General features: G+C 69.7%; 13 protein-coding genes. 3 read left to right on the plus strand and 10 right to left on the minus strand.

From position 1 onward, the window contains the following. Positions 1 to 167 precede the first annotated feature (167 nt). The 5 genes from OG622_RS21070 to OG622_RS21090 form a co-directional block, all read right to left on the minus strand. On the minus strand, positions 168 to 1,919 hold the full coding sequence (locus tag OG622_RS21070) for a uroporphyrinogen-III synthase (RefSeq protein WP_371578088.1): 1,752 nt from the start codon (positions 1,917 to 1,919) through the stop codon (positions 168 to 170). Next, entirely contained in the window at positions 1,916 to 2,884 is a 969-nt protein-coding gene (gene hemC / locus OG622_RS21075; protein ID WP_371578090.1) for a hydroxymethylbilane synthase, read from the minus strand. Before hemC ends, OG622_RS21070 begins: the two co-directional genes overlap by 4 nt. After that, the gene (locus OG622_RS21080; protein ID WP_371578092.1) at positions 2,881 to 4,644 is read right to left on the minus strand and encodes a glutamyl-tRNA reductase; all 1,764 of its coding nucleotides are present in this window, start codon (positions 4,642 to 4,644) and stop codon (positions 2,881 to 2,883) included. Before OG622_RS21080 ends, hemC begins: the two co-directional genes overlap by 4 nt. Next, positions 4,641 to 5,408, minus strand: coding sequence for a redox-sensing transcriptional repressor Rex (locus OG622_RS21085; protein WP_371578093.1), 768 nt, complete (start codon positions 5,406 to 5,408; stop codon positions 4,641 to 4,643). Before OG622_RS21085 ends, OG622_RS21080 begins: the two co-directional genes overlap by 4 nt. Positions 5,409 to 5,725: 317 nt before the next feature. Further along, complete coding sequence (locus tag OG622_RS21090; RefSeq protein ID WP_371578094.1) at positions 5,726 to 6,013, minus strand: glutaredoxin family protein; 288 nt, start codon at positions 6,011 to 6,013, stop codon at positions 5,726 to 5,728. A gap of 197 nt (positions 6,014 to 6,210) precedes the next feature. On the opposite strand from OG622_RS21090, the gene OG622_RS21095 reads away from it, so the two are divergent. The 3 genes from OG622_RS21095 (at position 6,211) to OG622_RS21105 (ending at position 9,831) form a co-directional block, all read left to right on the plus strand. Next, complete coding sequence (locus OG622_RS21095; RefSeq protein ID WP_371578096.1) at positions 6,211 to 7,149, plus strand: HAD family hydrolase; 939 nt, start codon at positions 6,211 to 6,213, stop codon at positions 7,147 to 7,149. Positions 7,150 to 7,534: 385 nt separating this feature from the next. Continuing rightward, positions 7,535 to 8,311, plus strand: a complete 777-nt coding sequence (locus OG622_RS21100; protein ID WP_371578098.1) for an ECF subfamily RNA polymerase sigma factor, BldN family — start codon at positions 7,535 to 7,537, stop codon at positions 8,309 to 8,311. Positions 8,312 to 8,598: 287 nt separating this feature from the next. Beyond that, on the plus strand, positions 8,599 to 9,831 hold the full coding sequence (locus tag OG622_RS21105; RefSeq protein WP_371578099.1) for a DUF5667 domain-containing protein: 1,233 nt from the start codon (positions 8,599 to 8,601) through the stop codon (positions 9,829 to 9,831). Between the two features lie 150 nt (positions 9,832 to 9,981). Here the strand turns inward: OG622_RS21105 and OG622_RS21110 are convergent, their stop codons facing one another. From OG622_RS21110 to OG622_RS21130, 5 genes are all read right to left on the minus strand, one after another. Beyond that, the gene (locus OG622_RS21110) at positions 9,982 to 11,061 is read right to left on the minus strand and encodes a lysophospholipid acyltransferase family protein (protein ID WP_371578101.1); all 1,080 of its coding nucleotides are present in this window, start codon (positions 11,059 to 11,061) and stop codon (positions 9,982 to 9,984) included. Positions 11,062 to 11,075: 14 nt separating this feature from the next. Further along, positions 11,076 to 12,143, minus strand: coding sequence for an NAD-dependent epimerase/dehydratase family protein (locus OG622_RS21115; RefSeq protein WP_371578103.1), 1,068 nt, complete (start codon positions 12,141 to 12,143; stop codon positions 11,076 to 11,078). Positions 12,144 to 12,430: 287 nt separating this feature from the next. Continuing rightward, positions 12,431 to 12,529, minus strand: a complete 99-nt coding sequence (locus OG622_RS21120; RefSeq protein ID WP_003948845.1) for a 30S ribosomal protein bS22 — start codon at positions 12,527 to 12,529, stop codon at positions 12,431 to 12,433. 168 nt (positions 12,530 to 12,697) lie between these two features. After that, positions 12,698 to 12,910 carry a helix-turn-helix domain-containing protein gene (locus OG622_RS21125; RefSeq protein ID WP_004984898.1) on the minus strand — a complete coding sequence of 71 codons (213 nt, stop codon included), beginning with the start codon at positions 12,908 to 12,910 and terminating at the stop codon, positions 12,698 to 12,700. Between the two features lie 129 nt (positions 12,911 to 13,039). After that, entirely contained in the window at positions 13,040 to 13,855 is an 816-nt protein-coding gene (locus OG622_RS21130) for a phosphatase (protein WP_371578105.1), read from the minus strand. Positions 13,856 to 13,891: the final 36 nt, after the last annotated feature.

Genomic DNA, 13,891 nt, shown 5'->3' on the forward strand with positions numbered 1-13,891 from the left:
TCGTCCGTGTACGCCATGAAGCGCTCGGTCTCCACGAGCTGGGAGCGGCCCCCGCCCGGGCGGGGGCGCTGGACGAAGTCGCTTGAGGTGGGCCTGGAGCGCTGAATCAGATCGGCAAAGAGAGCCAGGGGCGGCGAACCTCAGGAACCGCCGCCCCCACACCCACCTCAGGTCGTCGTCCGCCGCCGCCGCGCCCCCGGCCGCCGCTCACTCGGCCGAGTCACCGGGTCCCCGGCCTCCACGGCGGCAGCCCTGCGCCGCAATCCGAAGTCCGCCAACGCCTCGGCCAGCTTGTGCACGGACGGCTCGGGAGCCATCACGTCCACCCGGAGCCCGTGCTCCTCCGCGGTCTTCGCGGTGGCGGGCCCGATACAGGCGATCACGGTCACGTTGTGCGGCTTCCCGGCGATTCCCACCAGGTTCCGCACGGTGGAGGACGACGTGAAGAGAACGGCGTCGAACCCGCCCCCCTTGATCGCCTCCCGGGTCTCGGCCGGCGGCGGCGAAGCCCGCACGGTCCGGTACGCGGTGACGTCGTCGACCTCCCACCCGAGCTCGATCAGCCCGGCGACCAGCGTCTCCGTGGCGATGTCGGCCCGAGGCAGGAACACCCGGTCGATCGGGTCGAAGACCGGATCGTACGGCGGCCAGTCCTCCAGCAACCCCGCGGCCGACTGCTCGCCGCTCGGCACCAGATCCGGCTTCACGCCGAAGGCCACCAACGCTTGGGCCGTCTGCTCACCGACCGCCGCGACCTTGATCCCGGCGAAGGCCCGCGCGTCGAGCCCGTACTCCTCGAACTTCTCCCGCACCGCCTTGACGGCGTTGACGCTCGTGAAGGCGATCCACTCGTAGCGCCCCGTCACGAGCCCCTTCACGGCCCGCTCCATCTGCTGCGGCGTCCGCGGCGGCTCGACCGCGATCGTCGGCACCTCGTGCGGAACGGCCCCGTACGAGCGCAGTTGGTCGGAGAGCGAGGCGGCCTGCTCCTTCGTCCTCGGCACGAGGACCCGCCACCCGAAGAGCGGCTTGTTCTCGAACCACGACAACTGGTCGCGCTGGGCCGCGGCGGAACGCTCGCCGACCACGGCTATCACCGGCCGGCTTCCCTCCGGGGAGGGCAGCACCTTCGCCTGCTTCAGCGTCTGCGCGATCGTGCCGAGCGTCGCGGCCCAGGTCCGCTGCCGGGTCGTCGTACCGGCGACCGTCACGGTCATCGGCGTATCGGGCTTGCGGCCCGCCGCGACCAGTTCACCGGCGGCGGCGGCCACGGTCTCCAGCGACGCCGAGACGACGACGGTCCCGTCCGACGCCCCGACCTCCGCCCAGCACCGGTCGGACGCCGTGCGCGCGTCGACGAACCGCACGTCCGCGCCCTGCGCGTCCCGCAGCGGCACACCGGCGTACGCGGGCACGCCCACGGCGGCGGCCACACCGGGCACCACCTCGAACGGCACGCCCGCGGCGACGCACGCCAGCATCTCCTCGGTGGCGTACGTGTCGAGCCCGGGGTCCCCGGACACCGCACGCACGACCCGCTTGCCGCCCCTCGCGGCCTCCATGACAAGATGTGCCGCATCCCGCACAGCGGGTGCACCAACGGTTGTTGACGTGCCGTCAACAACCGTCAGCTGAGGCGTGCCTGTGCCCGAGAACGTATCCGCTGAAGTAGCCGCGGAAGAGGCAGAGGACGCCGCAGTGAGAGCCGACGGCGGGCTCGAATCGGTGTCCAGTAGGGCGACGCCGGCGCGGGCGTGCGTACGCACCACGTCGAGCACATCGTGCTCGGCGATGAGAACGTCCGCGTTCGCCAGTGCTTCGACGGCGCGTAGGGTCAGCAGTCCCGGATCCCCGGGTCCGGCACCGAGGAAGGTGACGTGACCGTGGTCCGGACCGGCGGGAAGGGTGGTGGGGCTCAATGTGCTCGCTCCCCCATCAGACCGGCCGCGCCCTTAGCGAGCATCTCGGCGGCGAGTTCACGGCCGAGCGCCATTGCTTGGTCGTACGTCTCGGGCACGGGACCGGTGGTGGACAGCTGCACCAGCGTCGAGCCGTCGGTCGTGCCGACGACGCCGCGCAGGCGCATCTCCTTGACAATCTGCCCGTCGGCCAGCAGGTCGGCGAGCGCACCCACAGGTGCGCTGCAACCGGCCTCCAGGGCGGCGAGCAGGGACCGCTCGGCGGTCACGGCGGCCCGAGTGTACGGGTCGTCGAGTCCGGCGAGCGCGGCGATCAGGTCCGCATTGTCTGCGGCGCATTCGATCGCCAGTGCCCCCTGGCCGGGGGCGGGCAAAACAGTGTCGACCGAGAGGAAGTCGGTCGCTTCGTCGATCCGTCCGATCCGGCTCAGTCCGGCGGCGGCCAGGACGACGGCGTCCAGCTCACCCTTCCGTACGTATCCGATCCGCGTATCGACGTTCCCTCGGATCGGCACCATCTCGATCGTGAGCCCGTGGCTGCGCGCGTACGCGTTCAGCTGGGACATCCGCCGCGGCGAACCGGTACCGACCCGGGCGCCCTCGGGGAGCTGCTCGAACGTCAGTCCGTCCCGGGCCACCAGCACGTCCCGCGCATCCGCGCGCACCGGCACGGCGGCCAGCACCAGGTCGTCCGGGTACGCGGTCGGCAGGTCCTTCAGGGAGTGCACGGCGAAGTCGACCTCGCCGCGCAGCAGCGCCTCGCGCAGCGCGGCGACGAACACGCCAGTGCCGCCGATCTGCGCCAACTGCTCGCGGGAGACGTCGCCGTACGACGTGATCTCCACGAGTTCGACGGGCCGCCCGGTCAGCCGGCGGACCGCGTCCGCCACCTGCCCGGACTGGGCCATGGCGAGTCTGCTTCGCCTGGTCCCGAGCCTCAGGGCTCTGTTGTGCGGCTCACTCATGATCGCCCTCGGTTCTCGGCGTCCGCTTCGAAGTACTTGTCGCCGGCTGCCTGCTGGTCGCTGTCCTCGGCCCGGGACACGGCGGCGACCGTCTCCTGGTCCAGGTCGAACAGGGTCCGCAGCGCGTCCGCGTACCCGGCGCCGCCGGGTTCGGCCGCGAGCTGCTTGACCCGTACGGTCGGCGCGTGCAGCAGCTTGTCGACGACGCGCCGCACAGTCTGGTTGATCTCGCCGCGGTGCTTGTCGTCCAGACCCGGCAACCGGCCCTCCAGGCGGGCGATCTCGCTCGCGACGACATCGGCGGCCATGGCGCGCAGCGCCACGACGGTGGGTGTGATGTGCGCGGCGCGCTGAGCGTCGCCGAAGGCGGCCACCTCGTCCGAAACGATCCTCCGCACCAGGTCGACGTCGGAGGCCATCGGCGCGTCGGCGGAGACCTCGGCGAGCGACTCGATGTCGACCAGCCGTACCCCGGCCAGCCGGTGCGCGGCCGCGTCGATGTCCCGAGGCATCGCCAGGTCCAGCAGCGCCAGTACGGGCGCGGGCCGTGGGACCTCGACGACGGGCTCGGGCCGGCGCAGTTCGGTGATCCGCCCGGTGACAGCCACGGCCGCGACGAGCGCGGCGATCAGCTCGGCGTCGGCTGCGGGCGTACGCGGAGTCTCGCGCTCCGGCGTACGGCTCTTCGCGCGCCGGTCCACGGTCGCGTTGTCCACCCAGGCCGCGTGCTGCTCCAGCGTGGCCGCGTCCATCCCGGCCACCGCGGCCTCTCCGAGCACGGAGAAGCCGCCGCCCTGCGCGGCGGGGAGGTCGAGGGGACAGTCGTCGTCGCTGCCGATGGAGGTCGGCGGCAGGACCGGCCGTACGTCGCCGCGCGTGTCCGTGCGACTTTCCGGTCCGGCGGGTGCGCCCTCGGGGACCCGGCCCCGCACGGCCGCCGCGACCATCTCGGCGGTCAGGACCAGGCCTGTGGCGCCCGTACAGGAGACGACGACATCGGCACGTGTCAGCTCGGCCGGCACCGATTCCATCGGTACCGCGCGGGCCAGCACGTCCGTTTCGCCCTGCTCGGTCAGGATCTGCGCGAGCCGCTCGGCCCGGTCGGGCGTCCGGTTGGCGATCACGATCTCACGCACACCCGCGCGCGCGAGGGTCGCGGCGGCCAGCGAGGACATGGAACCCGCGCCGATCACCACGGCCCGTTTGCCCCGGGCCCAGCCCTCGACGTCCGCACCGGTGGTGAACTGCTCCAGGCCGAAGGTCACCAGCGACTGTCCGGCCCGGTCGATCCCGGTCTCGGAGTGCGCCCGCTTGCCGACCCTCAGGCTCTGCTGGAACAGGTCGTTCAGCAGCCGCCCGGCGGTGTTCAGCTCCTGCGCACGGGCCAGCGCGTCCTTGATCTGCCCGAGGATCTGCCCCTCACCGACGACCATCGAGTCGAGCCCGCAGGCCACGGAGAACAGATGGTGGACGGCCCGGTCCTCGTAGTGCACGTACAGATACGGAGTGATCTCGTCGAGCCCCACCCCGCTGTGCTGGGCGAGCAGCGTGGACAACTCGGCGACGCCCGCATGGAACTTGTCCACGTCCGCGTACAGCTCGATGCGGTTGCAGGTGGCGAGGACCGCGGCCTCGGCGGTCGGCTCGGCGGCGACCGTGTCCTGGAGCAGCTTGATCTGCGCGTCCAGGGAGAGCGCGGCCCGCTCCAGCACGCTCACCGGAGCGCTGCGGTGACTCAGTCCGACGACCAGAAGACTCATGCCGGCATCACGGCGGGGACATCCCCGTCGGGCCCTTTCCCGGACTCCTCGGGAGTCGGCGGTACGACCGCGGCAGCGGCCTCGGCCTCGGCCGCGGCCTCCTCGCCGGCCTTGCGCTGCTCGTGGAACGCGAGGATCTGCAGCTCGATGGAGAGGTCCACCTTGCGCACGTCGACCCCGTCCGGCACGGAGAGGACGGTGGGCGCGAAGTTCAGGATCGACGTGATTCCGGCGGCGACCAGCCGGTCGCACACCTGCTGGGCGGCGCCGGCGGGGGTGGCGATCACACCGATCGACACGCCGTTGTCGTCGATGATCTTTTCCAGCCCGTCAGTGTGCTGCACCGGAATTCCCGCGACCGGCTTTCCCGCCATCGTCGGATCGGCGTCAATCAACGCGGCCACCCGGAAGCCGCGGGAAGCGAAACCGCCGTAATTGGCCAGCGCGGCACCGAGATTACCGATACCGACGATCACTACCGGCCAGTCCTGGGTCAGCCCCAGCTCACGCGAGATCTGGTAGACGAGATACTCGACGTCGTACCCCACACCCCGCGTCCCATAGGAACCGAGGTACGAGAAGTCCTTGCGCAGCTTCGCGGAGTTGACCCCGGCGGCGGCCGCGAGTTCCTCGGATGACACGGTGGGTACCGAACGCTCGGACAGCCCGGTCAGGGCACGGAGGTACAACGGAAGCCTGGCGACGGTGGCCTCGGGAATCCCTCGGCTACGGGTCGCCGGTCGGTGAGTTCGGCCAGTTGCCACGGTGCTCCTGCGGGTAGAGCGGGGCTGCGGGCGGTCGTGCGTCCCCAGACCGCCCCGTCGACAGCAGGCTATGTCTTTGTGAACGCGTGCACAAAGATGGTGTCCGATTTGCCCGGCCAACGTGACCGGGGTCACGCACACGCGACGCACGCGTACGGAACCGGCACACACGCACCTTCGTTCCTCACCGGACGCCTTGCACGACGGGGGCAAAACCGCACACTCTCCTCACGAATCCCGCCCCCGAGACCAACCAGCCCATCGATCCTAAGCGACTTCCGGGACCACTTGGACTGGCCGGTCAGGTCACATCATCGTCACCTCTGTGCGAGGGCTTTGCGAAGGCGCTCCTCATTCACCCGCCAGAAGGTGTGCTGAGCACCGTCCACCAGCACCACCGGAATCTGCTCCCAGTACTGCTGGTGGAGTTCGGCGTCCTCGGTGATGTCCTTCTTCTCCCAGGGAACGCCCAGCTCACCGCAGACCTTCCCGATCACCGCCTCCGCGTCGTCGCACAGATGGCACCCGGGCTTTCCGATCAGTGTGACGAGCCGCTCACCGGAATTCTTCGGCGTCCGCCGGAACATGGCACTCATGCCGGCCATTGTCGCTCCGCACCGGATGTCCACACCTCTTCCTCACCAGGGAGCGCACGACCTGCCCTTTTCCCCACCGGTTCCTCCCTGTTCCGCACCGGGACACGCCGTCCCCATCACTTCTTTAACGGCTCGGTCGCGGAGAGTTCACAGCCCGCAAACCTCTCGGCTCCGGAAGCACCGAACAGACTGGCTATGCTCACGACATGGCCGCTCTCGGATGGCTCACTCCCCGTAGGCGCTCCGCCACGGCGCGGAGCGTTTTGGCAGGCGAGGCCTCTGCGGAGGCAGCGCGCAAGTCCTCCCAGGAGTTGGAGGACATCTCCCCCGCGCCCGACACCGCCGTCCAGGAACCGGAATTCCCGGTCCTCGGCGACGACAGGGCCGCCGCGTTCTTCGACCTCGACAACACCGTCATGCAGGGCGCCTCGCTCTTCCACTTCGGCCGCGGCCTGTACAAGCGGAAGTTCTTCGAGACCCGCGACCTGGCCCGATTCGCCTGGCAGCAGGCGTGGTTCAGGCTGGCCGGCTCCGAGGACCCCGAGCACATGCAGGAAGCCCAGAACTCCGCGCTCTCCATCGTCCAGGGCCACCGCGTCGCCGAACTGACGATCATCGGCGAGGAGATCTACGACGAGTACATGGCCGAGCGCATCTGGCCGGGCACCCGCGCCCTGGCCCAGGCCCACCTCGACGCCGGCCAGAAGGTCTGGCTCGTCACGGCCGCGCCCGTGGAGATCGCCCAGGTGATCGCCCGCCGCCTCGGCCTGACCGGCGCCCTGGGCACGGTCGCCGAGTCCGTCGACGGCGTGTACACCGGCAAGCTGGTCGGCGAGCCGCTGCACGGCCCCGCGAAGGCCGAGGCCGTACGCGCCCTGGCCGCCGCGGAGGGCCTCGACCTCTCCCGCTGCGCCGCGTACAGCGACTCGCACAACGACATCCCGATGCTGTCGCTCGTGGGGCACCCGTACGCCATCAACCCCGACAGCAAACTCCGCAGGCACGCCCGCGACATGGACTGGCGTCTGCGCGACTACCGCACCGCCCGCAAGGCCGCCAAGGTCGGCCTCCCCGCGGCGGCGGGCGTGGGCGCGGTGGCCGGCGGCACGGCGGCCGCGATCGCTCTGCACCGCCGTCGCCGCTGAACTGAACTGTCTGTCGTTTTTCGAACGCCGGAGGGGCTGGGAAACCAGCCCCTCCGGCGTTCGTGCGTCCGGCCCCGCAGCCCCGCATTCCAGCCGTCCTACCCCCACTCCACCCCTCTCAGTCACGCCGTCCGCACCCGACCACAACACGCCCCACACCCAGACGGAACACGAACTCAATCGATCAACAACCGATCACAGACCGGTACTTGAGCAGCCGTCAATCAGTAACAGAAGCGACGTAATCGATGATTTGAGCAACTGGGTGTAGCAGTGCCTGCACGAAGCGTTATTCTCCTCAAACGCAAACCGGTGCCCCTCCGTCGCTACGACGGGTGAAAGGTTCCGCACTGCACGTGATGGAAGCTCTGCCTCTGGGAGTCCCGTGTACCCACAAGTCGGGGTTGACGCCTCGGGCCTGGCTACGCTGCGCGCGACGGTCAACCAACTGTTGCGCGGCTTCGTCCCCACCGCGTACGCCGTCCCCGCCCTCGCCACCTCCGCCGCGCCCGTCGGTCCGTGCTACGCACTGGCCGACGGCAGCGCGGCGGTGGGGAGACGAGGCCGTTCGGGATCCACCGCCACAACCACCCGCCGTCCCGCCGCGGACAGCGACAGCGCCCGCATGATGGACCTCGTCGAACGCGCCCAGTCCGGCGAGGCCGACGCGTTCGGTCGCCTGTACAACCAGTACAGCGACACCGTCTACCGCTACATCTACTACCGCGTCGGCGGCAAGGCTACCGCCGAGGACCTCACCAGCGAGACGTTCCTGCGCGCCCTGCGCCGGATCGGCACGTTCACCTGGCAGGGCCGCGACTTCGGCGCCTGGCTGGTCACGATCGCCCGCAACCTGGTGGCCGACCACTTCAAGTCCAGCCGTTTCCGTCTGGAGGTCACCACCGGCGAAATGCTCGACGCCAACGAGGTCGAGCGCTCCCCCGAGGACTCCGTCCTGGAGTCCCTCTCCAATGCCGCCCTCCTGGAGGCCGTACGCCGCCTCAATCCCCAGCAGCAGGAGTGCGTCACCCTCCGCTTCCTCCAGGGTCTCTCCGTCGCCGAGACCGCCCGCGTCATGGGCAAGAACGAGGGCGCGATCAAGACCCTTCAGTACCGCGCGGTCCGCACCCTGGCGCGCCTCCTCCCGGACGACGTCCGCTGAACCCCGCCGACCAGGACGACCACCGCTGAGCGACACCACGCCGAGCGGGCCGATCACACACACGCTCCGCGATGCTCAACTCACCCTCCGTCGAAGTCCGTTGACTTCCTCGCCCGATCATCCGCCGTCCGTAACCCAAGTGCCACACCGCTCGTTGTGCGGGATACAGGCTCCCTGTGGTCGCGCCTGGCCGACACCGATCACTCGATCGTGTGACCCGGTCAGGGACGTGCAACCCTCAGGACCCCCTGGGGAGTCGACCGTCATGACGAGAGGAGGTGCCGCCAGTGATCGCGAACGTATCGGCGCACCGGCGGGCGAACGCCTTCGCCCAGGCCCTGGAAGAGCTGTCAGACCAGGGCACGGCGGCCGAGCGGCCCGAGGGATCGGCACCGGCCCCGGCAGCGCGAGGGACCGAGCAGGGCCGCATGCTGGCCCTCACCACCGGTCTCGACGAGCTGCCCAAGCCAGTGCTCGACCCCGAGGTCAAGGTCGTCCATCGCGCCCAGTTGGTGGCCGCGATGGAAGCCATGCTGCGGGACGGCACGCTGCCGGGGCGCGAGGCGTCGGACCCTTCGGTACCCGAACAGCGATCGGGCAGGGCGCGAGGTGCGCACCGGGCAAGTCCGCTGGGCAAGTTGCGACCACGGTCGCGCCTGACGAAGGGCCTCGCCGCGGGCGGGCTCAGCGTCGGGGTGGCCGCGAGCGCCTTCGGCGGTGTGGCCGCCGCCAGCTCGGACGCCCTGCCCGGTGACTCGCTCTACGGCCTCAAGCGCGGCATCGAGGACGTGAAGCTCACCCTGGCCGACGACAGCGACGACCGGGGCCGGCTCTATCTGGACCAGGCGTCCACCCGGCTCAGCGAGGCCCGCCGCCTCATGGAGCGCGGCCGGGGCGGACAGCTCGACCACGAGTCCCTCGGCGAGATCCGCCGCGCCCTCACCGGGATGCGGCACGACGCCTCCGAGGGCCACCGCCTGCTCCACGAGGCCTTCGAGCGGGATCCGGAGTCCCTGGGCCCCATCCAGGCTCTCTCGGCCTTCTCCCGCTCCCACCGTGAGGCCTGGGGCGCGCTCCGCGACCGGCTGCCCGTGCAGCTCGGGGACGTGAGTCAGCAGGTCTCGTCGGTCTTCGACGCCATAGACGACGAGGTCGCCCCGCACTCGTCTCTCCTGCCGCAGCCCCCCACCCAGGGCGGCGACGGCGGACAACACTCCGCGGACCCCGGCACACCCGGCACCACCGACCCCGGCCACCCGGCCCCGAGCACCACCGGCGGCACCGCCGGAGCCGACGAGGACACCGCCGGCAAGCCCAGGCCGTCCACCTCGGACAGCGGCGGCGAAGGCCTCGTCGGCGGCACCACCGGCGGCCTCCTCGACCCACCCCAGGAAGACACCACCAGCACCACCCCGTCCACCGGCAGGTCCACCCCGGCCGAACAGCCCGACGTCACCCTCCCGCCCCTCCTCCCGGGCCTCCTCCCGGGCCTGGGCATCGACGACGACGCCTCGAACTAGCCCTACAAGACCTACTGCACCTACCCCGTACGACGGTGGGGGCGCCCTTCTCCAAGAAGGGCGCCCCCACCGTCGTACAACAGCCAATCCCCTAAAAACAAACCGGAAGACAGACCGTAAGACAGCCTGGAAAACCGGCTGGAAAACCGGCTAGAAGAACACAGACCGCCGCTGCACCAGCAGCTTGTACAGGGTGTGCTGGATCTGCTCGCGTACCTGATCCGTCAGGTTGAACATCAGCATCGGGTCCTCGGCGGCCTCCGGCGGATAGCCGTCCGTCGGGATCGGCTCGCCGAACTGGATCGTCCACTTCGTCGGCAGCGGCACCCCGCCCAGCGGGCCGAGCCACGGGAACGTCGGTGTGATCGGGAAGTACGGGAAGCCGAGCAACCGGGCGATCGTCTTCGAGTTCCCGATCATCGGGTAGATCTCCTCCGCGCCCACGATCGAGCACGGGATGATCGGCGTACCGGAGCGCAGAGCGGTGGAGACGAAGCCACCACGGCCGAAGCGCTGCAGCTTGTAGCGGTCACCGAAGGGCTTGCCGAGACCCTTGAAGCCCTCCGGCATGACCCCGACCAGCTCGCCCTGCTCCAGCAGCCGTGAGGCGTCCTCCGCACACGCGAGGGTGTGGCCGAGCTTGCGGGCCAGCTGGTTGACCACCGGCAGCATGAAGACCAGGTCCGCCGCGAGCAGCCGCAGATGCCGCCCGGCGGGATGGTTGTCGTGGACGGCGACCTGCATCATCAGGCCGTCCAGCGGCAGCGTCCCGGAGTGGTTGGAGACGATCAGGGCGCCGCCGTCCGTCGGGATGTTCTCGATGCCCTTCACCTCGACCCGGAAGTAATTCTCGTACACGGGCCGCAGCAGGGACATCAGCACCTGATCGGTGAGCTCGGCGTCGTAGCCGAAGTCGTCGACCTCGTAGTCCCCGGTGAGCCGCTTGCGCAGGAACGCGAGACCGCCCGCGATCCGGCGCTCCAGGCCGCCGCTGTCTTCTGCCTCGGCGGCCTCCTGGGGCGGCTCCGGCTTCTCAGGTGTCACAGGGACATCATCGGTGCTGGTCGGCCGTCCGGGGAGGGCCTGGACCTCGCCGGATTCACGGACGTCGCGGACGACCGCGCTCTCGCCCTTGCGCCGGCTCCCCGCAGACCGGCGGCGCGGCGGGCGCTGCACGGCGCCGCCGCGCGTCCTGTCGTCGTCGAACGGAATGACCTTGGCATCAGCCATCGTTGATGCGCTCCTCAGTTGGCGCTCTGCGTCGGGGGGTGGCCGCCGCCCAGTACGGGCACGGGCAGGGCGGCAACCCGGTCGATGGCCCCAGCGAGGGCCTCGGGGGGCAGGAGGCCGGGCCCCCTGCTGCGCGCGAAGTCCGCGAAGGTCTCCGCGGTCGTGTACCTGGCCCGGTAGCCCAGCGTCTCGCGCATCTGGTTCGTCGAGACGACCCGCCCATGGGTCAGCAGCCGCAACTGCTCCGGCGAGAAGTCCGTGAAGCCCAGGGTGCGGACCATCGAGCCGACCCAGCTGACCGCCGGCATCAGCAACGGCACCGTCGGCCGGCCGAGGCGCCGCGCGCACTGCGAGAGCAGCAGGACACCATCGCCGGCGATGTTGAACGTGCCGCTGTTGAGCGTGCCCCGCTCCGGCTCGTGCGAGGCGATTCGCAGCACCTCGATGACGTCGTCCTCGTGCACGAACTGCAGCCGCGGATCGTAGCCCAGCACGGTCGGCAGCACCGGCAGCGAGAAGTACGAGGCGAGCGGTGAATCGGCGCTCGGTCCGAGGATGTTCGCGAACCGCAGCACGCACACGGCCACATCGGGCCGCCGCCGGGCGAATCCGCGTACGTACCCCTCGACCTCGACGGTGTCCTTGGCGAAGCCGCCGCTGGGCAGCGACTTGGGCGGCATGGTCTCGGTGAAGACGGCCGGGTCGCGCGGCGCGGACCCGTACACGTTCGTGCTGGACTTCACGACCAGCCGCTTGACCAATGGGGACTTCTGGCAGGCACCCAGCAGCTGCATGGTGCCGATGACGTTGGTCTCCTTCAGCGTGGCCCGGCCGCCGCTGCCCAGGGGGGTGCCCGTGACGTCCATGTGCACCACGGTGTCCACGTTGTGCTCTGCCAGCAGACGGGCTATGGCGGGCTGCCGGATGTCGGCCTGCACGAAGTCCGCACCGCCCAGATGATGTCCCGGCGGCATCGCGTCGACCGCGATGACCCGGTCGACCTGCGGGTCACGCTGGATCCGCCGCACGAAACGGCCCCCCAGCTGACGGGCCACCCCGGTGACGAGCACGACCTTCCCCAAGATCAGCGCCTTCCTTCCAGCCGTCGGCTCACATTGGCGTAACACTGCTCGTACTCTGCCGCGTTCCCCGTGTGCGGCCACGTTAGCGGGTCGATGTTGCGCTGTGATGACCGCGACCCCGTCAATGACCGGCAAAAACATTGAGCGGCGAAAACACTGTGGCCCCCCACCGCTATCGGTGGGGGGCCACAGCAACGCGCTCTCAACAGCGCTCGCGCAAGAAAGCAAGGCGTACGGCCCCCTACGCGAGGGGGCCGGCCAGGACCCCGTTTCGGGGCCGGACCGCCTTACTTCTTGTTGCGACGCTGAACGCGGGTGCGCTTGAGCAGCTTGCGGTGCTTCTTCTTAGCCATCCGCTTGCGCCGCTTCTTGATAACAGAGCCCACGACTACCCTCGCTCACTTCTCATCACTCGGCGTTTGGGCGCCATGGGCCCATACGACCTACAAGGGGCCAGCCTACCGGTCCGAGCGCTGAGGTCGTAATCGAGGGGGCGCCTCGGGTATCCCGGAGGTCTCGCAGGGCCTCCGGGAGCCCCTCGGCACCAGTGACCGTCAGGCCGTCTCCACCCCCACATAGCTCTCGCGGAGGTACTCGTGTACCGCTTGCTCCGGCACCCGGAAGGACCTGCCCACCCGGATCGCCGGCAGATGACCGCTGTGCACCAAGCGGTACACGGTCATCTTGGACACTCGCATCACCGAGGCGACTTCCGCCACGGTCAGGAACTGAACCTCGTTCAGAGGCCTCTCGCCAGCTGCAGCCATGACACACCTGAACCTTCCGCACTCGACGGTCACCGGCTTCCCCTTCCGGTGACTCTTCGTCGTTGCGTGCTCACTCCCCAATGTAGGGGCGGGTGATGCGAGTGGGGAAGAGGGGATGCCATCGGCGCCCTACTGTGACAGACACGCCCGATTGAGTACGTAGCGGGTCAGCGGTCGGTAGTAATCAGACCGCACACCGTCATCAAGTGGAACGGCGACGGACACGCGCCCCTCCGCCTCCCCCACAAAGAGTGCCGGATCGTCCGTATCGGCAAGACCGATCGCCTCGAACCCCAGCTGACCTGCCCCGCAGACCCATCCGTGGTCTCCCACCACGAGTTCCGGGAGCGGCCCGCCGACCTCCGCCACGGCCGCCAGAACCGTCCGAACCGGGAGCGGTGAATGGGTATGCACGCCGGTCGCACAACCGGAGCGCAAGGCGGTCGCCTCGCGGACGACAGCGACGCCCCGTACGTAGTCGAGGTTGTGCGTGCGTAGACCGAACCGGGTCGTTATGTCGACACGTCTACCCGTCGCAGGGGTGAGAACCTCACATCCCGACGCCGACAAAGCGTCCGCCAATGCGCCGTAGAAACCGATCAGCCGATGCGGATGCCCCGTCCCGAAAAGCACCGCTCCACCACTCCGAGCGACCACCGCGACGCGTTCCGCGAAGCGGTCCAGCGCCCCCATCGTGCGCTCCGGATCAATCACATCCTGCCCTGATGTGCAGCCCGGGTCGGCCGAAACCCCACATTTCTCCGCCATCAGATCGAGCACATCCCGCTGCCGCCAGGACAGTTCAGGATCAAGACCGATCAGAAACCGAGGGTCCCGGGCAGCGAACAACCGATAACTCCGCAGACTCGCTTCCCGGGAGGTACCGACCCGCCCGGCCAGCCCGGAAGCCACCAGGTGCTCCCGCAACGCCGCACCACTCACCACGCCCCCGATGCTGACGCACCCCCGACCCCCGAACCC

The organism is Streptomyces sp. NBC_01314, from assembly GCF_041435215.1.
Lineage (GTDB): Bacteria > Actinomycetota > Actinomycetes > Streptomycetales > Streptomycetaceae > Streptomyces.